Annotated in this window: 20 protein-coding genes; 15 read left to right on the forward strand and 5 right to left on the reverse strand. The window is 73.1% G+C overall.

What is annotated here, in order from left to right:
* Positions 1–56: 56 nt before the first annotated feature.
* Positions 57–1,265 carry a cytochrome P450 gene (locus ABT299_RS16880; protein ID WP_500251330.1) on the forward strand — a complete coding sequence of 403 codons (1,209 nt, stop codon included), beginning with the start codon at positions 57–59 and terminating at the stop codon, positions 1,263–1,265.
* Between the two features lie 137 nt (positions 1,266–1,402).
* Here ABT299_RS16880 and ABT299_RS16885 read toward each other — a convergent pair whose 3' ends face one another.
* Positions 1,403–2,428: an SAM-dependent methyltransferase gene (locus ABT299_RS16885; protein WP_347256809.1), complete on the reverse strand. Its 1,026-nt coding sequence runs from the start codon at positions 2,426–2,428 to the stop codon at positions 1,403–1,405.
* Positions 2,429–2,552: 124 nt separating this feature from the next.
* Between ABT299_RS16885 and ABT299_RS16890 the strand changes: the two genes are divergently transcribed.
* The 6 genes from ABT299_RS16890 (at position 2,553) to ABT299_RS16915 (ending at position 9,687) form a co-directional block, all read left to right on the forward strand.
* The gene (locus ABT299_RS16890) at positions 2,553–3,716 is read left to right on the forward strand and encodes a sensor histidine kinase (RefSeq protein WP_387031898.1); all 1,164 of its coding nucleotides are present in this window, start codon (positions 2,553–2,555) and stop codon (positions 3,714–3,716) included.
* 283 nt (positions 3,717–3,999) lie between these two features.
* Positions 4,000–4,746: a response regulator gene (locus ABT299_RS16895; protein ID WP_500251331.1), complete on the forward strand. Its 747-nt coding sequence runs from the start codon at positions 4,000–4,002 to the stop codon at positions 4,744–4,746.
* Between the two features lie 155 nt (positions 4,747–4,901).
* The gene (locus tag ABT299_RS16900) at positions 4,902–5,198 is read left to right on the forward strand and encodes a chaplin family protein (protein ID WP_347256808.1); all 297 of its coding nucleotides are present in this window, start codon (positions 4,902–4,904) and stop codon (positions 5,196–5,198) included.
* A gap of 566 nt (positions 5,199–5,764) precedes the next feature.
* Complete coding sequence (locus ABT299_RS16905; RefSeq protein ID WP_190859500.1) at positions 5,765–6,058, forward strand: chaplin family protein; 294 nt, start codon at positions 5,765–5,767, stop codon at positions 6,056–6,058.
* Between the two features lie 319 nt (positions 6,059–6,377).
* The gene (locus ABT299_RS16910; RefSeq protein WP_190859498.1) at positions 6,378–7,151 is read left to right on the forward strand and encodes an ATP-binding cassette domain-containing protein; all 774 of its coding nucleotides are present in this window, start codon (positions 6,378–6,380) and stop codon (positions 7,149–7,151) included.
* A gap of 4 nt (positions 7,152–7,155) precedes the next feature.
* Positions 7,156–9,687: an ABC transporter permease gene (locus ABT299_RS16915; RefSeq protein WP_500251332.1), complete on the forward strand. Its 2,532-nt coding sequence runs from the start codon at positions 7,156–7,158 to the stop codon at positions 9,685–9,687.
* Positions 9,688–9,959: 272 nt separating this feature from the next.
* Here ABT299_RS16915 and ABT299_RS16920 read toward each other — a convergent pair whose 3' ends face one another.
* Positions 9,960–10,223, reverse strand: a complete 264-nt coding sequence (locus tag ABT299_RS16920) for a hypothetical protein (protein ID WP_190859494.1) — start codon at positions 10,221–10,223, stop codon at positions 9,960–9,962.
* 325 nt (positions 10,224–10,548) lie between these two features.
* Here ABT299_RS16920 and ABT299_RS16925 point away from each other — a divergent pair, with 325 nt between their 5' ends.
* The 6 genes from ABT299_RS16925 (at position 10,549) to ABT299_RS16950 (ending at position 16,465) form a co-directional block, all read left to right on the forward strand.
* Positions 10,549–11,487 carry a Rossmann-like and DUF2520 domain-containing protein gene (locus tag ABT299_RS16925; protein WP_500251333.1) on the forward strand — a complete coding sequence of 313 codons (939 nt, stop codon included), beginning with the start codon at positions 10,549–10,551 and terminating at the stop codon, positions 11,485–11,487.
* A gap of 178 nt (positions 11,488–11,665) precedes the next feature.
* Entirely contained in the window at positions 11,666–12,532 is an 867-nt protein-coding gene (panC, locus tag ABT299_RS16930) for a pantoate--beta-alanine ligase (RefSeq protein ID WP_190859490.1), read from the forward strand.
* Positions 12,532–12,948, forward strand: coding sequence for an aspartate 1-decarboxylase (panD, locus tag ABT299_RS16935; protein WP_190859488.1), 417 nt, complete (start codon positions 12,532–12,534; stop codon positions 12,946–12,948). Before panC ends, panD begins: the two co-directional genes overlap by 1 nt.
* 159 nt (positions 12,949–13,107) lie before the next feature.
* Positions 13,108–14,814, forward strand: coding sequence for an L-aspartate oxidase (locus tag ABT299_RS16940; RefSeq protein ID WP_500251334.1), 1,707 nt, complete (start codon positions 13,108–13,110; stop codon positions 14,812–14,814).
* Positions 14,811–15,668 carry a carboxylating nicotinate-nucleotide diphosphorylase gene (gene nadC / locus ABT299_RS16945; RefSeq protein ID WP_500251335.1) on the forward strand — a complete coding sequence of 286 codons (858 nt, stop codon included), beginning with the start codon at positions 14,811–14,813 and terminating at the stop codon, positions 15,666–15,668. Before ABT299_RS16940 ends, nadC begins: the two co-directional genes overlap by 4 nt.
* Before the next feature lie 14 nt (positions 15,669–15,682).
* The gene (locus tag ABT299_RS16950) at positions 15,683–16,465 is read left to right on the forward strand and encodes a type III pantothenate kinase (protein WP_190859481.1); all 783 of its coding nucleotides are present in this window, start codon (positions 15,683–15,685) and stop codon (positions 16,463–16,465) included.
* Here the strand turns inward: ABT299_RS16950 and ABT299_RS16955 are convergent.
* Positions 16,440–17,717 carry an MFS transporter gene (locus ABT299_RS16955; RefSeq protein ID WP_500251336.1) on the reverse strand — a complete coding sequence of 426 codons (1,278 nt, stop codon included), beginning with the start codon at positions 17,715–17,717 and terminating at the stop codon, positions 16,440–16,442. The genes ABT299_RS16950 and ABT299_RS16955 overlap by 26 nt on opposite strands.
* 84 nt (positions 17,718–17,801) lie before the next feature.
* On the opposite strand from ABT299_RS16955, the gene ABT299_RS16960 reads away from it, so the two are divergent.
* Together ABT299_RS16960 and lysX are read left to right on the forward strand one after the other, a co-directional pair.
* Entirely contained in the window at positions 17,802–18,767 is a 966-nt protein-coding gene (locus ABT299_RS16960) for a LysR family transcriptional regulator (protein WP_500251337.1), read from the forward strand.
* Positions 18,764–20,254 carry a bifunctional lysylphosphatidylglycerol synthetase/lysine--tRNA ligase LysX gene (gene lysX, locus ABT299_RS16965; RefSeq protein WP_387031917.1) on the forward strand — a complete coding sequence of 497 codons (1,491 nt, stop codon included), beginning with the start codon at positions 18,764–18,766 and terminating at the stop codon, positions 20,252–20,254. Before ABT299_RS16960 ends, lysX begins: the two co-directional genes overlap by 4 nt.
* A 22-nt stretch (positions 20,255–20,276) precedes the next feature.
* Here lysX and ABT299_RS16970 read toward each other — a convergent pair whose 3' ends face one another.
* Positions 20,277–21,521 (reverse strand): cytochrome P450, encoded by a 1,245-nt coding sequence (locus tag ABT299_RS16970; RefSeq protein WP_500251338.1) that lies wholly within the window; start codon positions 21,519–21,521, stop codon positions 20,277–20,279.
* A 75-nt stretch (positions 21,522–21,596) separates the two neighbouring features.
* Positions 21,597–22,619, reverse strand: coding sequence for a substrate-binding domain-containing protein (locus ABT299_RS16975; RefSeq protein WP_190859474.1), 1,023 nt, complete (start codon positions 22,617–22,619; stop codon positions 21,597–21,599).
* Positions 22,620–22,913: the final 294 nt, after the last annotated feature.

Raw genomic sequence — 22,913 nt, forward strand, 5'->3', positions numbered from 1 at the left:
CGTTGTGGTTCGTTCGGGCTCGCTCTGGGGCGGGGTGCTGGTCGTATTGTCGGTGGATGAGCGATTTGGGGTATGAGCCGTGGGCGCCGGGATTCGTGGCGGATCCGTATCCGGTGTTCGCGCGGCTGCGGGAGGAACGGCCGGCGTTCTTCCACGAGCCGACCGGCCAGTGGGTGATCAGCCGGTACGCGGACGTCGACGCGCTGCTGCGCGACCGGCGGCTCGGCCGTTCCTACCTGCACGTGGCCGGGCACGAGGAGTTCGGGCAGCAGCCGGAGGCGGAGTTCCTCAAGCCGTTCTGGGACCTCATCCGGGCCGGGATGCTCGACGTCGAGCCGCCCACCCACACGCGGCTGCGGCGGCTGGTGTCCAAGGCGTTCACCGCGCGGATGGTCGAAGGGCTGCGGCCGACGATCCGCAGGCTGGCCGGGGAACTGGCCGGGACGCTCGCCGCCAAGGGCGGCGGTGACCTGCTCGCCGAGGTCGCGGAGCCGCTGCCGGTCAACGTGATCGCGGAGATGCTCGGCGTGCCCGTGGCGGACCGGCCGCTGCTGCGTCCCTGGTCCGCCGACATCTGCGGCATGTACGAGCTGAACCCGCCGGAGGAGGTGCAGCGGACGGCCGTCCGGGCCGCGGTGGAGTTCTCCGACTACCTGCGGGACCTGGCCCGGTCGCGGCGCCGGGAGCCGCGCGACGACCTGATCAGCGCGCTCGCCCAGGTCGTCGACGAGGGCGACCGGCTGACCGAGGACGAGCTGATCGGCACCTGCGTCCTGCTGCTCAACGCGGGCCACGAGGCCACGGTCAACGCGACCGGCAACGGCTGGTGGGCGCTGTTCCGCAACCCCGGCGAGCTGGAGCGGTTGCGCGGGGACGCGTCGCTCGTCCCCACGGCCGTCGAGGAACTGCTGCGGTACGACACTCCGGCGCCGATGTTCGAGCGGTGGGTCTTGGAGGACATCACCGTGGCGGGCGTGGACATCCCGCGCGGGGCCGAGGTGGCGCTGCAGTTCGCCTCCGCCAACCGCGACCCGGCCGTCTTCGCCGACCCCGGCCGGCTCGACCTCGCCCGGGACCCGAACCCGCACATCACGTTCGGCCTCGGCATCCATTACTGCCTGGGCGCCCCGCTGGCCCGGATCGAGCTGGCCGAGTCGCTGTCGGCGCTGCTCCGGCTGGCACCGGGACTCCGTCTGGTCTCCGAGCCGGAGTGGAAGCCCGGGTTCGTCCTGCGCGGGCTTCAGGCTCTGCACGTCGAGTGCTGAGTGCCGTGGTGGGTTGAGCACCAACGGCCCGTGGTCCTGGGACGGTCTTCCGGGAGCGCAAGGCGGTACGAGGGGTCTCGGTCGTCAGTAGTGGTTTCGCCGTGCGGGCGGCTGGCAGGTAAGGGCGAGATCGCGGGTCAGCGTGCGGGCGGCGAGGACAGGGACGGCGGCAGCGGAATGCCGACGGTCTGCGCGAGCCATCCGAAACCGCCCAGGCCGGACGGGTCGAGGAGTTCCGCGTCCTCACCGGCGCGGCACAGGGCGGCGACGTACCCGCGCGGGTCGGTGTGGGCCATCGCCAGGGGCGGCCGGGCGCCCGACAGGCCCAGGGCGAGGAGGGCGGCGCGCTGGGTGGTGAGGAGCGTGGACGTGGCGCCGGCCCGCTCGCCCGCGGTGGTGCAGGCGTCCAGGGCCACGTGCGCCGTCACGTCGCACGAGCCGTCCGGGACGGCGGGGACCGTGGCGCCGTCCCGGTAGCCGGTGAGGGTGCCGTACGGGGGACGCGAGTCGCGGGCGTGCGAGTAGTCCACCGCGATCGCGAGGCCCCGGTCGAGGCGTCCGATCACCGAGGCCCACGCGGCGCAGCGCGGATGGCCGATCTCAGCGCGGTCGCCGGGCTCGCGGAGAGGCCACCAGCGGTCCATCCAGTCGCGGTCCTCGGCGGACGGCTCGGCGCCGGGGCGCTCGCCGCCGCTGGACGGATCGACCAGGACGGTGCGGACGCCGTCCGGGGTGCGCTCGACGACGTCGAGGGGGATGTTGTCGAGCCACTCGTTGGCCACGGCGAGGCCGGTGATGCGGTCGGGGAGGTCGGCGCGCCAGGTGACGGACGCCGGAATGTCGGAGGGGCGTGGTGCTATCTCCACGGCGGTGGGCGCGAGGCGGGAGGTGATGCCGGACGGGAGACCGGCCAGGATGTTGGCGAGCAGGCGGCCCGAGCCGGCGCCGATGTCGACGAGGTCGAGCCGATCCGGGTGGCCGAGGGCGGTGTCGACGTCGATCAGGAGCCGGGCGATCGCGGCGGCGAAGCGCGGCGAGGCGTGCACCGAGGTGCGGAAATGCTCGGCGGGGCGCTCGCCCCGTCGGTAGAAGCCGCCCTCCCCGTACAGTGCCCGCTCCATCGCGGTGCGCCATGTCAGCCACTCGGTAACCAACGCCTCCACGACCGTGACGTTACCGTGCGGCGGCCGCCGGGCGGTCCCGCCGCGGCCGGACCATCCCTGCGGCGGACGGCGGTCCGACCTGCGGCTGATCCCGGGCTGACCTGGCGGTACATACGCTGTGCGCATGGTCGGGAGGTTCTGGGACTGGCTGCGCGGCAGGAAACCCCTGGTCGACGCCTTTTTCGCGGCCCCGGTCGTGCTGCTCTCCCTCCCCGCGTGGCTGGGCGACGCGCAGGCCGTGCCGAGGCTGGAGTACCTGGCGCTGACGGTCGGGCTCGTCGCGCCGCTGGTGATGCGGCGGACGTTCCCGCGGACGGTCTTCGCCGTGGTGGCGCTGATCTGCTGCGTCCAGTGCGTCGCGGGGATCGTCCCGATCCCGGCGAACATGGTCGTCCTGATGGGCCTGTACACCGTCGCGGCGGACTTCACGTTCCGCTGGGGGCTGGCGGCGGCGCTGACCGCCGAGCTGGGCGCGGTCATGGCGGCGCTGCGGTACGCGTCCGGGCGTGCCGATCAGCGGTCGACGCTGCTGATGCTGTCGGCCCTGGTGGCGGGCGTGTGGATCCTCGGGCTGCACATCCGGACGCGCCGGGCCTACCTGAGCTCGCTGGAGGAACGGGCGGCACGGCTCGAGCAGGAGCGCGACGCCGAGGTGAAGATGGCGATGGCGGCGGAACGGGCCCGGATCGCGCGGGAACTGCACGACGTGGTGGCGCACAACGTCAGCGTGATCGTGGTGCAGGCGGACGGCGCGTCGTTCGCGATCGACACGGACGTGGGCCGGGCTCGGCAGGCGCTGGAGACGATCTCGCAGACGGGACGCAACGCGCTGGCGGAGATGCGGCGGCTGCTCGGGGTGCTGCGGGAGAGCGACGACGCGGGGGCGTACGCGCCGCAGCCGGGCGTGGCGCAGCTGGACGACCTGGTCGAGCAGGTGCGCTCGTCCGGACTGCCGGTGACGTACGAGGTCGCCGGTTCGCCGCCGGACATGTCGGAGGGCCGGCAGCTGACGGTGTTCCGGATCGTGCAGGAGGCGCTGACCAACACCCTCAAGCACGGCGGTCCGCGCGTGGCCGCGACGGTCCGGCTCCGGTACGCGGGGGACGCGGTCGAGGTGCGCGTGCACGACGACGGGCGCGGTGCTGCTGCGGCCGACGACGGACGGGGCCACGGGCTCGCGGGGATGCGGGAACGCGCGGCGGTGTACGGCGGCAGCGTCCACGCTCAGCCGTGTCCAGGCGGCGGCTTCGAGGTGGTCGCGAGGATCCCGACGGGAGAAGCCGCGTGACCGACTGCCATGCCCACGCAGTCGGCGGCGCCGTGACCAGCACCGCCCGAAGTGGTGGCGTGGGGAGTGGTGACGTGCGGAGTGACCCCCTGGCGTGACCGTGTGGGCGGTGGCTTGGTGTGGCAGTGGGGGTGACCGGGCGGGCGGTGGCGTGGTGGGGGCGCGGGGGTGTGGCTGCGTGGGCCGGGTTGGGTGGGAGCGGGGCGTTCGGGTGGGAGCGTAGGACGTGGAGGGCGGGCGCCAGGCGTGCCGCGGGACCGAGTCCGCTGTGAGGAGAGACGTGATGGAGATGGACGACGAACTGGACGCCGGGCCGATCCGGGTCGTGCTGGTGGACGACCAGGAGCTGGTGCGGGCCGGCTTCACGATGGTGCTGGACGCGCAGCCCGACATCGTGGTGGTGGGCGAGGCGGGGGACGGGCAGCAGGCCCTCGACCTGCTGCGGACGACGGCGGCGGACGTGGTGCTGATGGACGTCCGGATGCCGCGGATGGACGGCATCGAGGCGACGCGGCGGGTGGTGTCGGGCGAGTGGGGCGGGTCCGGTCGCGCCGCAGGCGGCCACGGTGGGGACGGGGCGCCGAAGGTGATCATCCTGACCACGTTCGACCTGGACGAGTACGCGTTCGCGGCGATCAAGGCCGGCGCGGGCGGGTTCCTGCTGAAGGACGCGGGCCCGGCGCAGCTGATCGAGGCGATCAAGGCGGTGCACTCGGGGGACGCGGTGGTGGCGCCGAGCACCACCAAGCGGCTCCTCGACCGGTTCGCGCTGCACCTGCCGGACACCGAGCAGAGGGCGAGCGGCGCGCTGGAGAGCCTGACCGAGCGGGAGGGCGAGGTGCTGCGGCTGGTGGCGCGGGGGATGTCGAACGCGGAGATCGCGGGCCGGCTCTTTGTCTCGGAGGCGACGGTCAAGACGCACATGGGCCGGATCCTGATGAAGCTGGGGCTCCGGGACCGGGTGCAGGCGGTGGTGTTCGCCTACGAGACAGGCCTGGTGAAAAGCGGTCAAAGCGGCGACGCTTGGTAAGTCCATGATCATTTTATGGTGACCAATTGCCGTCGTGCTGGGCCGCGCCGGTCCCGTAGCTGAGAGTATCAGGGTAACTACTGTACGCGATGCCCTCTGCGGAGGGCTCTGGAAACATTCGCTTCGGGCCGTCGGCCCGGTACGGGAGGACTCTCGTGTTCAAGAAGCTCGTCGTCACCGGCATCATCGGTTTCGCGGTGGCCGGTTCGGCCCTGGGCGCGGCGCCCGCGTACGCCGGCGGCTGGGACCACGGCCATGGCAAGGGCCACGGCCACGGCCACGGTGGTCAGTTCAACAACAACCACACCAGCGGCAACTTCTCCATCCTGGGCGGCAACCAGGTCAACATCCCGATCTCGGTGCCGATCGACGTCTGCGGCAACGCCGTCGGTGCCGTCGTCGGCATCGCGGCCGCCCACTGCAAGGGCGGGGCGTCCGTCGACAACGGCTGATCGGCCGCGCCGGGCGCGCAACGGCCCGGCATCGAAGCGCCGGAGGTCCCATGGGGGCCTCCGGCGCCTTCGTGGTGGCCGGTGCCCCTCGTCGATGTCGGCCTTTCGCTCGCATTGGCTCCCGCTCGTGTCGGCTCCCGCTCGTGTCGGCTCCCGCTCGCGTCGGCCGTTGGAGTTCCGGCGTTGCCGATGGGGCGGACGGCGCGTGGCTCTCTCTGAGTGCGGGGAGTTGTTACGGCTGGTCGCGGGTGGTGAAACCCGGCTTCGCGGGGCGGTTCGCGCCGCGGAAGCGTCGGCGAGGCCGTGCTTTGGATTCATCTTGGCGACGTAGGGCTTCTGGCGGCGCGCGAGTGGTCGCGCTGACCTTTGCGACAGGTCCGGCGAATGCGAGCAAAACGGTTACTCTTTGTAACGTCATGATTACTGCTTGGTGACTATTTGCCGTCATGCTGGGCCGCACTATTGGATTACCGCAGAGTAGCTGGGTAACTACCGTACGCGACGCCCTCTGAAGGGGGCTCTGGAAATATTCGCTTCGGGCCCTCGGCCCGGTACGGAGGACTCTCGTGTTCAAGAAGCTCGCCGCCACCGGCATCCTCGGTTTCGCGGTCGCCGGTTCGGTTCTGGCCGCGGCCCCCGCGTACGCCGGGGGCTGGGACCACGGCCACGGTCATGGCAAGGGCCATGGCCACGGTGGCCAGTTCAACGGCAACCACACCAGTGGCAACTTCTCCATCCTGGGCGGCAACCAGATCAACGCCCCGATCTCGATCCCGATCGACGTGTGCGGCAACGCCGTCGCCGTCGTCGGCATCGCGGGCGCGGGCTGCAAGGGCGGCGCGTCCGTCGACAACGGCTGATCGGCCGCGCCGGGCGCGCAACGGCCCGGCACCGAGGCGCCGGAGGTCCCACGGAGGCCTCCGGCGCCTTCGCGTCCGTGCCCCGGTGACGGGATGTGCTGGTCAGGGCGCACGTGCAGAGGGGGCCGACGTGGCGGGGGACGGGCGGGCGCCCGCGGCGGGTCGGCGGAACGGGTGACGGGTGCGTACGCCTCAGGTCGTACGCCGCGCGCCGGGGCAGCCGGAAAGCTGACACGGAGCGGAGCCGCTCGGCCGATGGCAGCGGCGGCGCGGATTCCTAGCGTTGATCACGGTCGTATCCGTCCACGAAGGAGTCGCCGTGACCAGCACGTTCACCAGCCCGTCCGGGGGAGCGCCCCATGCCGCGGCACCGCCGGCGGTCGCCGCCGCCGGGGTGTCCAAGGTGTACGGGTCGGGCGACGCGGCCGTGCGGGCGCTGCACGAGGTCAGCGTCGGGTTCGCGCGCGGCGCGTTCACCGCGATCATGGGCCCGTCCGGGTCCGGGAAGTCCACGCTGATGCACTGCCTGGCGGGGCTGGACACGGTCACCGCCGGACGGATCGTGCTGGGCGACGCGGAGATCACCGGGATGGGCGACCGGCAGCTGACGATGCTGCGCCGCGAGCGCGTCGGGTTCGTCTTCCAGGCGTTCAACCTGCTGCCGACGCTCACCGCCGAGCAGAACATCCTGCTGCCGCTGGAACTGGCGGGCCGCAAGCCGGACCGGGCCTGGTTCGACCAGGTGGTGGACGTAGTGCGCCTGCGGGACCGGCTCGGGCACCGGCCGAGCGAGCTGTCCGGCGGCCAGCAGCAGCGCGTCGCGTGCGCGCGGGCGCTCGTCGCCCGCCCCGAGGTGATCTTCGCGGACGAGCCGACCGGCAACCTGGACTCGCGCGCGGGCGCGGAGGTGCTGGGGTTCCTGCGCGCCTCGGTCCGCGAGATGGGCCAGACCATCGTGATGGTCACGCACGACCCGGTGGCGGCGTCCTACGCCGACCGGGTGGTGTTCCTGCGCGACGGCGTGATCACGTCCGAGCTGCTGGAGCCGACGCCGGACGCGGTGCTGGACCGGCTGAAGAGCCTGGGGGCCTGACCCGATGCTGAGGACGACGCTGGCGGGCCTGCGGGCCCACAAGCTGCGCCTGCTGCTGACGGCGGTGGCCATCACCCTCGGCGTGGGCTTCATCTCCGGCACGTTCGTGCTGACCGACACGATGAACCAGGGCGTCGCGCGGACGTTCGCGCGGTCGGCCGACAAGGTCGACGTCGCGGTCCAGCCCGACGCGCGGACGGACACCGGCCCGAAGGACGAGCCCGGCATCCCGCTGGGCGTCCTCGACCGCGTCAAGGCGGTGCCGGGCGTGACGCAGGCGCAGGGCACGGTGCGCGGCGACGCGGCTCTGGTCGGCAAGGACGGCAAGACCGTCGGCGACCTGCCGACCGTCGGGATCTCGGTGCCGTCCGGGAAGCTGCTGCGCTACGACGTCACCAAGGGCAGGACGCCGTCGGGCGCGTCCGAGGCGGTGCTGGGCAAGGACCTCGCGGACCGGTCCGGCTACAAGGTCGGCGACGCGGTCACGGTCCTGGACCACGCGAACCGCCCGCACCGCTTCACGGTCGTCGGGCTCGTCGACTTCGGCATCGACGAGGAGGCGGGCTACCGGGGCGGCGTCGGTTTCGACGCCGCGACCGCGCTCGCGATGACGGGCGTGAAGAAGTACCAGGAGATCGACGTCCTCGGCGGGACCAAGCCGGCGGTGAAGGCCGCGGTCGGCGGCGAGTACGAGGTCTACACCGGCAAGGAGCTGGGGAAGCGGCTCGCGGACTCGGCGGGCGCCGACACCGAGATCATCCAGGCCGGCCTGCTGATCTTCGGGCTGGTCGCGATGCTGGTCTCGGCGCTGGTCATCTACAACACGTTCTCCATCCTGATCGCGCAGCGGATGCGGGAGATGGCGCTGCTGCGCTGCGTCGGCGCGACGCGCCGGCAGGTGTTCGGCGGGGTGGTCACCGAGGCGTTCGCCGTCGGGCTGGCGGGGTCGGTGCTCGGCATCCTCGCCGGGGTCGGGCTCGGCGCCGGGGCGGTCGCCGTCATGGCACAGGTGAACGACAGGGTGCGGATGGACGGGGTCGCCCTGTCGGCCCGGACGGTCGCGATCGGCCTCGCGGTGGGCGTGGTGGTGACCGTCCTGTCCGCGCTGCTGCCGGCGCGGGCGGCGACGCGGGTCGCGCCCGTCGCGGCGCTGCGCTCGGAGACGGAGCCGGGCGGTGGCCGGTTCCGGCTCGGGCCGATCCGGACGGCGCTGGCCGTGCTGCTCGGCGCGGCGGGCCTCGGCCTCGGCGTCATGGGGTCGGTGACCATGGAGAAAGGCCAGACGGCGATGTACACGGTCGCCCTCGCGGGGGCCGTGTTCTTCCTCGCCGTGGTGACCGCGATGCCCGCCCTGGTGCGCCCGCTCGGACGCCTCGCCGGGGCCGTCCCGGCGCGGCTCGGCGGGGTGCCGGGACGGCTCGCGGTGGCGAACGCGCGCCGGTCCCCGCGCCGCACCGCCACCACGACGATCGCGCTGACCGTCGGCATCGGGCTGATGAGCCTGTTCGCCGTCGTCGCGGCCAGCAGCAAGGCGACGTCGGCGGAGAAGCTGGCCGAGCAGTACCCGGCCGAGTTCCAGGTGCAGACGCGGACCGGCGACGGCGGCGGCCGGGCGCCGCAGGGCCTCACCGAGGCGCTCCGGAAGCGGCCGGAGTTCTCCCACGTGTTCGAGCTGCTGGCCAAGGACGCCAAGGTCGACGGCAAGGAGACCAACGTCGCGAGCCTGACCGGGTCGGCGCTCGGGACGGTGCTGAAGCCGAAGCTCGTGCACGGGTCGGCGTCCGCGCTGGCCGCGGGCGGGCTGAAGCCCGGGACCGGGATCGTGGAGCAGGGGGTCGCGAAGCGGCACGGCATGAGCGTCGGGCAGACCGTCCGGGTCCGGACGGCGCACGGCACCGCCCCGGTGCGGATCGCCGCGGTGTTCAGCACTCCGGCGACCACCCTCGGGGCGCTGGTCGTCCCCGAGGCGGACTTCACCCGCTACTTCGCCGCGCCCGACGACTCGGCGATCTACATCAAGGACCGGGACGGGGTGCCCCCCGACGCCGCGCGCAAGGCCGTCGAGGTGGCGGCGCGCCCCTACCCGGCCGCGAAGGTGTACTCGTCCGCCGAGTTCGAGAAGAGCGTGAGCGACGCCATCGACATGATGCTGATGATCTTCGGTGGGCTGCTCGGGCTGGCGATCGTCATCGCGCTGTTCGGGATCGCCAACACGCTGACGCTGTCGGTGGTGGAGCGGACCCGCGAGTCGGCGCTGCTGCGCGCCCTCGGCCTCACCCGGCGGCAGCTGCGCCGGATGCTGTCGGTGGAGGCGCTGGTCATGGCCGTGATCGGCGCGGTCACCGGGGTCGTGCTCGGGGTGGCGTTCGGCTGGGCGGCCACCAACGCGATGGAGGACGGCGCGATCTTCTCCCTGCCCTACGTCCAGGTGGTCGGGTTCGTGCTGCTGGCGGGGGCGGCGGGGGTGCTCGCCGCGGTGATGCCGGCGCGCCGCGCGGCCAAGGCGTCGATCGTCGAGTCCCTCGCCCACGACTAGCCGCACCGGCGACCGGCCGTACCGGTCGCCGTACCGGTCAGCCGCACCGGTCAGCCGCACCGGCCGCTGGCGGAGGGATGAGCACGGAGCGTGACGAGCGCCCGGATTCGGAGAGTCACCGAATCCGGGCGCGTCGCGTCACGGACACTTCCTTCGCCGCGCCGCGGGGACGGCGTTGCGGCGGGACGAAGGCTCCGCGGGAACCTCCCTAGGGGCGGCCGGGAAGGGTCCGGCCCCGGGCTGCCGGGCGGCCCCGCGGCGGCGTCACCTCGTCACCAGCGGTGCCCGATCCAGCCGCCGGCGCCGCTGTGGTTGTGCCGATTGTGCACGTGGTTGCCGTTGCAGCCCGTCCCGGACTGGCTTCCGACGGAGACCGAGCCGCAGGTCACGCCGTAGCCGCCGACGATCAAGACGTTCGTCGTGTTGCCGACGGCGGTGTTGTGGTTGTAGGTGTCGGCGTTGGCCGGGACGGCGGCGAAGGCCGTCCCCGCGAGGGTCGCGACGACCGCGCCGGTCTTGAGGGCTGTCCTGATCAAAGTCTGCTCCATCTCGTCGGGGGCGGAGCGCCCTGGTCATTGCTGCCATTCACCTTGCGTGACGACGTCGTCACAACCATGGTTACGCCCCGGTTCCGGGCCGCCGCAAGGGTTCACGATCCGTGACCCGCGAAGTGTGGCCCGCCCGCCGACGGAGGCGTTACGCCGGGTAGCCGGATCATCACCGATGTGTGATGGTGTTCGTGGCGCCCGTACCGTCAAGGCGTCACCGGAGCACCGGAAGACCCACCGGAACGCGCGCCCGGGACCCGCGGGTACGCTGGGCGCGCACGTCCGGTACCCAACTGAGGACTGGAACGAACAGATGGACCCATTCACGCCTGACTCCGCCGCGCCCGGAGACGGGCCGGAGGCCGGGGAGACGCGGCCCGAGGACCGGCCCGCCCGGCTCGCCGTCGGCGTCGTCGGCGCGGGACGCGTCGGCACGGCCCTCGGCGCGGCGCTCGCCCGCGCCGGCCACCGCGTGGTCGCCGCCGCCGCGGTCTCCGACCGGTCCCGAGAGAGGGTGGAGGAGCGGCTGCCGGGTGCGGCCGTCGTCACCCCGCAGGACGCGGTGGCCGCCGCCGACCTGGTGCTGCTGACCGTCCCCGACGACGCGCTGCCGGAACTCGCCGCCGGCCTGGTCGCGGCGGGCGTCCCCGTCACCGGGAAGCTCGTCATGCACACCAGCGGGCGGTACGGGTCCGCTGTCCTGGACCCGCTGACCCGCGCCGGGGCGCTGCCGCTCGCGCTGCACCCGGTCATGACGTTCACCGGGCGCCCCGACGACGTCGACCGGCTGACCGGCATCTCGTTCGGCGTCACCGCGCCCGAACCGCTGCGCCCGGTCGCCGAGGCCCTCGTCGTCGAGATGGGCGGCGAGCCGGTGTGGATCACCGAGGAGCGCCGCCCGCTGTACCACGCGGCGCTCGCCGGTGGCGCGAACCACCTGGTCACGCTGGTCGTCGAGGCGATGGACCTGCTGCGCGCCGCGGGCGTCGGCGAGCCCGGCCGGATGCTCGGCCCGCTGCTCGGCGCCTCCCTCGACAACGCGTTGCGGCTCGGCATCGACGGCCTGACCGGCCCGGTCGCGCGCGGCGACGCCGGGACGGTCGCCGACCACGTCGCCGAGCTCGGGAAGGTGTCGGCGGAGAGCCGCCGCGCCTACATCGCGCTGGCCCGCCTCACCGCCGACCGCGCGCTCGCCGCGGGGCTCCTCAAACCCGAGGCCGCCGAGCGCCTCCTCGAAGCGCTGGCCGACTGACGGCCGGGCCGCCACCGCATGCCGAGGACGCCATGGACGCCGTGGACGCCGGGCATCGGACCGCCGGCGGCGAGCGACCGCCGGACCAGCGAACAGCACTGAACAGCACCGAGCAGGACCGACGAGCACCGAGCAGGACCGACCAGGGAGGATCAGTGAGCGAGCCGGAGGACGCGTCGTGACGCCCGTCATCGCCGCGACGCGCGAGGAGCTGGCCGCCGCCCGTGCCGACGCGAAGGGCACGCTGGCGCTCGTCCCCACCATGGGGGCGCTGCACGAGGGGCACCGGTCGCTGATCCGCGAGGCGCGGCGCCGCGCGGACGCGGTGGCGGTAAGCATCTTCGTCAACCCGCTGCAGTTCGGCCCGAACGAGGACTTCGACCGCTATCCCCGGACGTTCGAAGCCGACCTTGAGGCGTGCGCGGCGGAGGGCGCGGACATCGTGTTCGCGCCGTCCCGCGAGGTCATGTACCCGGGCGAGCCCGAGGTCACGGTCAAGTCCGGCCCGATGGGCGAGCGGGTGGAGGGCGCCGCGCGCCCCGGCCACTTCGACGGAATGCTCACGGTCGTCCTGAAGTTGTTGAACCTGGTGCGTCCGGACGTGGCCGTCTTCGGGCAGAAGGACGCGCAGCAGCTCGCGATGATCCGCCGGATGGTCGCGGACCTGAACGTGCCGGTCGAGATCGTCGGCGCCCCGACCGTCCGCGAGCAGGACGGGCTGGCCCTGTCGAGCCGGAACCGGTACCTGTCCGAGGGCGACCGGCGCACCGCGCTCGCCCTGTCCAGGGCGCTGTACGCGGGCGTGGACGCGGCGGACGAGGGCCCGGACGCGGTGGTCGCCGCTGCGGGCGCCGTGCTGGACCAGGCGGCCGCCGCCGACCCGCCGCTCGAACTCGACTACCTCGTGCTCGTGGACCCGTCCACGTTCTTGCAGGTCACGACCGGCTATACCGGTCCGGCCGTGCTCGCCGTCGCGGGTCGCGTCGGCTCCACCCACCTGATCGACAACCTGCCCCTCCAGCTCGTCACCCCGAAGGAGCGCTGATGTTCCGGACGATGTTCAAGTCGAAGATCCACCGCGCCACCGTCACCCAGGCGGACCTGCACTACGTGGGCTCGCTCACCCTGGACCAGGACCTGATGGACGCCGCGGACCTGCTGCCCGGCGAGCAGGTGCACATCGTGGACATCGACAACGGCGCCCGCCTGGAGACCTACCTGATCGCGGGCGAGCGGGGCTCCGGCGTGATCGGGATCAACGGGGCGGCGGCCCGCCTGGTGCAGCCCGGCGACCTGGTGATCATCATCGCGTACGCGCAGATGACCGACGCCGAGGCGCGCGAGTTCGAGCCGCGCGTGGTGCACGTCGACCGCTCGAACGCCATCGTCTCCCTGGGGTCCGACCCGGCCGAGCCGGTCCCCGGCGGCGACGACGTGCGGGGCGACCTCGTGGCGCGCTGAGGACGCGGCGGCAGCGGTTCAGGGCGGCCGCGCACCTCCCGGGAGGGGGGTGCGCGGCCGCCCTGCCATCTGGGGATTCATCCCGAAGGCGGGGGCCGGGCATCCGAGGCCGCCGGGGATAATGTCACAATGACGAGAACCGAACCCCGAGGAGGGCTCATGATCCCTTCCGTTCTCGACGCCCCCGCCCCCGGCTGGACGGCCGACGCCGACGTCGTCGTCATCGGCTCCGGCATCGCCGGTCTCGTCGCGGCGCTGCGCTGCCGCCCGCACGGGCGCGTGCTTCTCGTCACCAAGGCGCTGCTCGACGCCGGGTCCACCCGCTGGGCGCAGGGCGGCATCGCCTCCGCCCTCGCCCCCGACGACAGCCCCGAGGAGCACCTCGCCGACACCCTCACCGCCGGGGTGGGGCTCTGCGACGAGGCCGCCGTCCGCGTGCTCGTCACCGAGGGCCCGGACGCCGTCCGCGGGCTCATCGACCTCGGCGCCGCGTTCGACCGCTCCGGCGACGGAGAGATCGCGCTGACCCGCGAGGGCGGCCACCACCGCCGCCGCATCGCGCACGCCGGCGGCGACGCCACCGGCGCGGAGATCAGCCGCGCGCTGCTCGCCGAGCTGAAGGACTCCGGCGTCGAGGTCATCGAGCACGCCCTGGTCCTCGACCTGCTGAAGGACGCCGCCGGGCGCGCCGCCGGGATCACCCTGCACGTGATGGGCGAGGGCCAGCCGAACGGCGTGGGCGCCGTCCGCGCTCGCGCCGTCGTGCTCGCCACCGGTGGCCTCGGCCAGGTGTTCTCCGCCACCACCAACCCCGAGGTGTCGACCGGCGACGGCGTCGCGCTCGCGCTGCGCGCCGGCGCCGCCGTGGCCGACCTGGAGTTCGTCCAGTTCCACCCGACCCCGCTGTGGCTCGGCGAGGACGCGCGCGGGCAGCAGCCGCTGATCTCCGAGGCCGTCCGCGGCGAGGGCGCCCACCTGATCGACCACTCCGGCGAGCGGTTCATGGTCGGCCGCCACGAGCTCGCCGAACTCGCCCCGCGCGACGTCGTCGCGAAGGGGATCATGAACCGGATGCGGGAGACCGGCGAGCCCTGCATGCTGCTGGACGGCCGGCACTTCGGCGCGGCGATGTGGGAGCGGCGGTTCCCGACCATCCTGGCGGCGTGCCGGCACCACGGCATCGACCCGGTGACCGAGCCGATCCCGGTCGTCCCCGCCGCCCACTACTCCAGCGGCGGCGTCCGCACCGACCTGTACGGGCGCACGTCCGTGCCCGGGCTGTACGCGTGCGGCGAGGTCGCCTGCACGGGCGTGCACGGCGCGAACCGGCTGGCGTCCAACTCCCTCCTCGAAGGACTGGTCTTCGCGGCCCGCATCGCCATCGCCCTCACCGACGACTTGGCGGCCGCCGAGTTCGCAGGCACCGCCGCGCCGCCCGACCCGGCCGCCTCGCTCGACACGGCGACCTCGCTCGACACGGCGACCTCGCCCGGCGCGGCGCCGGGTGCGCCCTGGGCCGGTGGGCTGGTCGACCCGGGGGCGCGGAGCGAGATCCAGCGGATCATGACCTCGCACGCCGGGGTGCTGCGGGGAGCCGAGGGGCTCCACACGGCGGCGCGCGAGCTGGCCGCGCTCCCGCACGGCGGCGCGGAGCCCGGGGTGGAGGCGTGGGAGGCCACGAACCTGCACACCGTGGCGTCCGCCATCGTCGCGGCCGCCCGGCTGCGCGAGGAGACGCGCGGCAGCCACTGGCGGCAGGACTTCCCGGAACGTTCCGACGCGGGCTGGCGCGGGCATCTGGTCACGCGGCTGGCGGGGAACGTCCTGACGACGGCATACGAACCTCTGGAAGGGGACGACCAGTGACACCCGAACTCTCGCAGCGGCTCAAGGACGCCGGGCTCGATCCACAGGCTGTGGAAAACCTCGTCCAGACGGCCCTGGAGGAGGACGGCCCGGTCGACGTGACCAGCGAGCCGATCTTCGCACCGGAGTCGGCCTCGGCCGGGGACTTCCGGGCCCGGGAGGCGGGCGTCGTCGCCGGGATCCCGGTGGCCGCGGTCGTGTTCGAGCTGCTGGACGTCGCGTACGAGGCGAAGGCGGCGGACGGCGACCGGGTCGTCCCCGGGCAGGTGCTGATCTCCGTCGAGGGCCCCACCCGGGCCGTGCTCCGCGCGGAGCGGACGGCGCTGAACCTGCTGACCCACCTGTCCGGGATCGCGACCGCCGCGCGCCGCTGGACGGACGCGATGGAGGGCACGAAGGCGAGGGTCCGCGACACCCGCAAGACGCTGCCGGGCCTGCGCGCGCTCCAGAAGTACGCCGTGGCCTGCGGCGGCGGCGTCAACCACCGGATGGGCCTGCACGACTCCGCGCTGATCAAGGACAACCACGTCGCGGCGGCCGGAAGCGTCACCAAGGCCTACGAGGCGATCCGCGCGGTGTACCCGTCGCTGCACGTCCAGGTCGAGTGCGACACCCTCGAGCAGGTCGAGGAGGCGCTCGCGGTCGGCGCGAAGAGCATCCTGCTGGACAACATGACCGACGCGGAGATGGCCGAGGCGGTGCGGACCGTGGCGGGCCGGGCGGAGCTGGAGGCCAGCGGTGGGCTTACCCTGGAGCGGGCCCGAGACGTCGCCGTGACCGGGGTGGACTACCTTGCCGTCGGTGCGCTGACGCACTCGGCGCGCGTGTTCGACATCGGCCTTGACTTCTCCTGACCAGCGGGGACCGGATGCTGCTCACCATCGACGTCGGTAACACCCACACCGTCCTCGGGCTGTTCGAGGGCGAGGAGGTCATCGAGCACTGGAGGATCAACACCGATCCGCGGCGCACCGCCGACGAGATCGCGGTGGTCCTCCAGGGCCTGGTCCAGCAGAGCCCGCTGCTGGCCGAGACCGACATCAGCGGCATCGCGCTGTGCTCCACGGTCCCGTCCGTCCTGCACGAGATGCGGGAGATGTGCCGCCGCTACTACGGCGACGTGCCGGCGGTGATCGTGGAGCCCGGCGTCAAGACCGGCGTCCCCGTCCGGATGGACAACCCCAAGGAGGTCGGGGCCGACCGCATCGTGAACGCGCTGGCCGCCGTGCACACGCACGGCGGCCCCGCGATCGTGGTCGACTTCGGCACCGCGACGACGTTCGACGCCGTCTCGGCGAAGGGCGAGTACGTGGGCGGCGCCATCGCCCCGGGCATCGAGATCTCGATCGACGCGCTGTCGTCGCGCGGCGCGCAGCTGCACAAGATCGAGCTGGTCCGGCCGCGCAGCGTGATCGCGAAGAACACGGTGGAGGCGCTGCAGTCCGGGATCATCTTCGGGTTCGCCGGGCAGGTGGACGGGATCGTCGAGCGGATGTCGGAGGAGCTGACCGACGAGCCCGACGAGGTGACCGTGATCGCGACCGGCGGCCTCGCGCCGCTGGTGCTGGAGGAGTCCCGCAGCATCGACGTGTTCGAGCCGTGGCTCACGCTGATCGGGCTCCGGCTCATCTACCAGCGGAACACTCCCTGACCTCGGGAATCTCCGGGACCGGGCCCCGCGCGGCGGGCGCCCGGCCGGGAATGCGCGGCTGCCGGGAGACGTAAACGAGGCACGCGGCCGCCAGCGCCGCCATGGCGGTGAGGGCCGCGCCGAGCGGGACCGCCTTGGCCAGGACGGTCAGCAGCAGCGGCGCGAACATCCCCACGTAGACCAGGGCGTAGGCGACGGCGGTGAGGCCCGCGAGCTCGCCGGGCGAGGCGATCCGGGCGACCTCGCCGAGGCCGTAGGTCAGCACGAACCCGTACCCGGCGCCGAGCGCGACCGCCGCCACCGCGTTGATCTCGGGCAGGCCGGTGGCGATGGTCAGCGCGGCCAGCAGCAGCCCGCCGATGATCGCGCCGAGGCCGGCGCGGGCGACGAGCCGCGGATGCCGCGCCTCCAGCCGCCGGGCGACGGGCTGCGCCGCCATCCCGGACGCGAGGGTGAGCGCGGTGATGGCGCCCGCGTAGGCGATGGGCAGGTGGTGGACGGGCACGACCGCGGGCAGCAGCGCGAACGCGCTGACCGGTGCCGTGAACGTCCAGATGGCGACCGGTGCGATCGTCCGGCGGAACGCGGGATTGCGGACGCCCGACAACCCGAACCGTCCCCGCCCGGACGTGGTGGGTCCTCCGTCAGGGCCTTCCGCTGAGCTGCTCACGTGTGCGCGCGGGACGTGGGTCTCCGGCACGCGGAACGCGGGCGGCACCGTCAGCAGCATGATCAGCAGGTGCGGAAGGTACGCGGTGACCAGCGGGTGCGGCGCCCACTGCGCGACCAGCGCGGACACCAGCGGGCCCGCGCCGAAGCCCGCCGAGACGGCGAGCGCCGTCATCCGGGTCCCGGAGACGGGCGTCAGCTCCTTCACCCATGCCGTGCCCGCGGCCAGGACGGCCCCGGTCACGACCCCCGCGAGCAGGCGGCCCGCGTACAGCAGCGGCGGCGCCGCGACGCCCGCCATCAGCACCAGTGTGACGAGCGCGGACAGGCACGCGAACGGCAGCGCGATCCGGCGCCTGCCGTACCGGTCGGACGCCGGGCCGCCGAGGACGAGCCCGGGCACGAGACCGAGCGCGTACACGCCGAACATCGCCTGCGCGCCGCCGTCGCCGAGATGCAGCCGGTCGGTGTAGAGCCCGAGCAGCGACGCGAACTGGTTGGCGCCCCAGCCGACCCCGAACATGATCGAAGCGATCGGGAGCCAGCGGGCGGTACCGGACGGAAGGGACGGATCGCTGGTCATGATCCCTGTCTAGAACGTCCTGAACCGTCCTCCTCTGCCGCTTCGCGATTCGTGAACGGCCCGCGGCCGGTTACCGTGACGAGCATGGAACTGCGTGAGCTGGCCTCCTTCCTCGCGGTCGTCGAGGAAGGGCAGTTCGCGCGGGCCGCGGCCCGGCTGTTCCTGTCGCCGCCCGCGGTCACCGCGCACGTCCAGCGGCTCGAACGGGACCTCGGCGTCCGGCTGCTGGAACGGTCCCCGCTGCGGCTCACCGAGGCGGGGAGGCGGTTCGTGCCGCACGCCAGGGCCGCCCTCGCGGCCGTGGACGCCGCCGCCGACACGGTCGCCGACCTGCGCGGCGACGACGACGGCGCCTTCCGCGTCGGCGTGATGGGGCACGGCTCCGCCGAGCTGACACCCGCCATCGTCCGCGCGTTCAGGCAGGCCCGGCCCGGCGTCCGGCTGACGATCATGCCGCTGGACTTCACCGAGCACGTCTCCGCGCTGGTCGAGCGGAAGGTGGACGTCGCGTTCGTGCGCCCGGCGCCCGACGACGACCGGATCGCCAGCGACGTGCTGACCACCGAGCCGCGGATCGTCGGCGTCCCGGCGGACGGCCCCGTCGCGGAGGCCGGCGCGCTGCGCCTCGCCGACGTCCTCGACCTGCCGATCGTCGCCGTGCCCGACATCACGCCGAGCGTGTTCACCGACTACCTGTACTTCACCCCGGCGGTGAACGGCGAGCGCGGGCGGCGCGGCCCGGACGTCGCCCGCCACCCGCAGGACGTGATGCTCAGCATCGCCGCCGGGCGCACCGTCGGGTCGGCCCTGCGGTCGTTCGCCCGCTTCTACGCGTGGCCGGGCGTCCGGTACGTCCCGATCCTGGACGCGCCGTGGGACAGCAGCGTCCTCGCGACCCGCCGCGGCGACACCGACCCGCGCGTCGCCGCGTTCCGCGCGATCGCCGCAGCCCTGGCCCGCGACCTCGGCCCCCTCGTCTCGGCCGGGCCGGGCGATCACCCCGAACTCGTTCGCGGGGCGTCCGGTGGGCTGGATAGCCTTGAGCCGTGAGTGACGAGACCCTCGATGACCTTCCGGAGCAGATGCGCGTGCGCCGGGAGAAGCTCGACCGCCTGCGCGAGGCCGGCGTCGACCCCTATCCGGTGACCTTCCCGCGCACGGCGACGATCGCCGAGATCCGGGAGAAACACCCGGATCTGGAGCCGGGCACCGAGACGGGCGAGAAGGTCGGCGTCACCGGTCGCGTCATGCTGGTCCGCAACACCGGCAAGCTGTGCTTCGCCACCATCCGGGACGGCTCCGGCGACCTCCAGGTCATGCTGTCGCTGGCGAAGGTCGGGCAGGAGCAGCTCGACTTCTGGAAGCGCGAGGTGGACCTCGGCGACCACATCGGCGTCGAGGGCGAGGTGATCACCTCCAAGCGCGGCGAGCTGTCCGTGATGGCGGACCGGTTCGCGATCACCTCCAAGTGCCTGCGGCCGCTGCCGGAGAAGCACGCCGGCCTCACCGACCCCGAGGCCCGGGTGCGGCAGCGCTACGTCGACCTGATCGTCAACGACGAGGCCCGGAAGATGGCGCGGATCCGCAGCGCCACCGTGCGCGCCGTCCGCGACTTCTGGCACGAGGAGGGGTACCTCGAGGTCGAGACCCCGATGCTGCAGCCGATCCACGGCGGGGCGGCGGCGCGTCCGTTCAAGACGCACATCAACGCCTACGACATGGAGCTGTACCTGCGGATCGCGATCGAGCTGTACCTGAAGCGGCTCGTCGTCGGCGGCATCGAGAAGGTCTTCGAGATCAACCGCAACTTCCGCAACGAGGGCGCCGACTCCACCCACAACCCCGAGTTCACCATGCTCGAGGCATACGGGACGTACCTCGACTACAACGACATGGCCGACCTGACCCAGCGGATGTACCAGAAGGCGGTCGTGGCCGCCCTCGGCACGTCCGTGGTCGTCCACGACGGCGTGGAGATCGACCTCGGCCTGCCTGAATGGCCGCGGATCACCCTGTACGGGTCGGTGTCGGAGGCGCTCGGCGAGGAGATCACCCCGCACACGCCGATCGAGACCGTCCGCAAGCTCGCCGACGCCCGCGGCATCAGCTGGGACCCCAAGTGGGGGCAGGGCAAGCTCGTCCAAGAGATCTTCGAGGAGCTGATCGAGCACACCCTCGTCCAGCCGACGTTCGTCATGGACTACCCGGTGGAGACCTCGCCGCTGACCCGCCAGCACCGGCGCGAGCCGCTGCTGACCGAGAAGTGGGACCTGATCGGGTTCGGCACCGAGCTCGGCACCGCCTACTCCGAGCTGGTCGACCCCGTCGAGCAGCGCCGCCGGCTCACCGAGCAGTCGCTGCTGGCGGCGGGCGGCGACCCCGAGGCGATGCAGCTGGACGAGGACTTCCTGCGCGCGCTGGAGTACGCGATGCCGCCGACCGGCGGGATGGGCGCCGGCATCGACCGGATGATCATGGCGTTCACCGGCAAGGGCATCCGCGACACGATCCTGTTCCCGCTGGTCAAGCCGGAGTAGCAGGCGCGGAGCGGCCTGCCGGTCACCCGATCCGGACCGGCAGGTCGCGCAGCCCCCGCAGGACGAGGTTGTCGCGGTACACCAGGTCGTCCTTCTCGATGTCGCCGTGGTCGGCGGCGAGGGCCACGTCGCGTTCGAACAGCTTCCGCAGCGCGATCTGCCCCTCCAGGCGGGCCAGCGGCGCGCCGAGGCAGAAGTGGATCCCGTGCCCGAACGACAGGTGGCGCGGCGCGTCCCGTCCCTCGGCGTAGCGCAGCAGGTCGAGGCGGTCCGGGTCGGCGAACACCGACGGGTCCCGGTTCGCGGCGCCCGTCAGCAGCAGGACGAGCCGCCCGCGCTCGATCAGCGTGCCGCCCAATTCGACGTCCTCCAGCGCGGCCCGCAGCGTCAGCTGGACGGGCGGGTCGTAGCGGAGCAGCTCCTCCACGGCCGCCGCGATGTTCTCCGGACGCTCCCGGAACAGCGCGAGTTGCCCCGGATGCCGCAGCAGCGCCAGCGCCCCGTTCCCGATCAGGTTGACCGTCGTCTCGTGGCCCGCGACGAGCAGCAGCACGCAGGTCGCGAGCAGCTCCTCCTCCGACAGGACGTCGCCGCCGTCCGAGACGCCCACGAGCGCGCTCAGCAGGTCGTCGCGCGGGGCCGCGCGGCGCTCGGCGGCCAGCTCGCGGAAGTACGCGGCGAACTCCGCCCGCGCCTCGTCGCGCAGCGCGATCTCCGCCTCGGGCAGCAGGAAGTCGGGGTCGAGACCGCGCGCGAGGGCGTCCGACCAGCCCTTGAACAGGTCGCGGTCGCGCGGCGGCACGCCCAGCATCTCGCTGATCACGATGACGGGCAGCGGGTACGCCAGCGCGGCGATCAGGTCGACCTCGCCGGACGCCGCGTCCAGCAGCTCGTCCACCAGCGCCTCGACGCGCGGCCGCAGCCGCTCGACCAGCCGCGGCGTGAACGCCTTGCTGACGAGCCTGCGCAGCCGCGTGTGGTCGGGCGGGTCCATCGTGAGGAACGACCGGTTCCGCTGCGGCGCGTCCCGCCACAGGCCGCCGTTCTCGGGCCGGTGCCCGAACCGCGGGTCCCGCAACGCCGCCTCGCACAGCTCGTAGGACGTGCTGACCCACAGGCCGACCGCGGTCCGCTGCAGCCTCCCGCCCGCCGCGAGCCCCCGGTAGTGCGCGTAGGGGTCGGCGCGGAAGGCCGGGTCCGACGGGTCGAACCCGAGGATCGCCGCCGCCTCCACGTCCTGCGCGGCCTGTTCCCTGGTGTCCTCCATAGGCCAAGTCACGCGGATCTCAGACAGCATGTCAATAGCGGCGGGGAGCGGGCGGCGGTGATCGGCGCCGGGAGGTCAGGCGGACTCGCGCACCACCAGTTCGGGGCGGAGGACGACCTGGCGGTGCTGGTGCGACCGGCCCTCCCGGTTCTCGGCCATGGCCAGCTCCGCGGCCTCCCAGCCGAGCGCACGCCGCGGCTGCTTCACCGTGGTCAGCGGCACGGCGGCGCTGGCGGCCAGCTCGATGTCGTCGTAGCCGACCACCGCGATGTCGTCCGGGACGCGCGCGCCGAGCCGGGTCAGCTCGTTGATCAGGCCGATGGCCAGCAGGTCGTTGGCGCAGAACACGCCGTCCGGCCGCGGCGTCATCTCCAGGAGCAGCCGCGCAGCGAGCCGGCCCTCGGTGGGGCTCAGCGCGCCCTGGACGAGCACGGGCGGCTTCCCGCGGCCCGCCTCGACGAGCGTGCGGGCCGCGCCGTCGCGCCGCTCGACGCACGGCTGCGGTTCCGGAGCGCCCGTCACGAACACGATCCGCTCGCGGCCGATGCCGAGCAGGTGCGCGGCGGCCAGCTCCCCGCCGGCGACGTGGTCGACGTGGACCGCGCACGCGTCGGTGACGTCCCGGTCCATCAGCACGACGCTCAGCCCCGCGGCGCGCAGCCGCCGGATGCGCGACTTGCCCAGCCCGACCGGAACGATCAGGGCGCCCGCGGCGTGCTGCTCCTCCAGCAGTTCCAGCGAGCGCGCCTCCTTCGCGGCGGAGTGGTCGCTCGACAGCCAGAGGGCGTCGTGGCCCGACGCGTTCAGCGCCTCCTCGGCGCCGCGCACGACGTCGGCCGCGTACGGGTTGGTGAGGTCCTCCACGACGACGCCGAACGCGCGGCGCGGCTCGTCGCCGAACTCGCCGGCGGTGCGGTCGGGGCCCGTCCGGAGCCGCCGCGCGGACTCGTTGCGGACGAATCCGAGCTCCTCGATCGCCTCGCGCACCCGGTTACGGGTTGCTTCGGCCACGAGATCTGGCCGGTTTAGGACATTCGAAACGGTCCCAACCGAGACCCCGGCACGCCGCGCGACCTCGCGAATACTGGTCTGTGGCACGTCGCTCCTCGTCCGCCCCGGTGGTGTTTTCCCAGGTAGCTGGGCTTTCCCCTGTCAATCCCCGAAAACCCGGTCACGTATTGCGACCATTCGGGCACAGACAGCACGTAATCAGCGCTTGACGGGCCGGATCCGGCCGCCTAGCGTTCCGAGCCGAAGCGTAGCTTGAAACGATTCACGATCTTCGTCCGCGGCGAGATCCGGTGAGTCCAACGAGGAGGGAGCGGGTTCGGAACCGACGACCCAGACCCGACCCTGACACGTGGCCAACGAGTGAATCGTCACCCGGAGTTC

Source organism: Spirillospora sp. NPDC000708, assembly GCF_040299565.1.
Classification (GTDB): Bacteria; Actinomycetota; Actinomycetes; order Streptosporangiales; family Streptosporangiaceae; genus Spirillospora.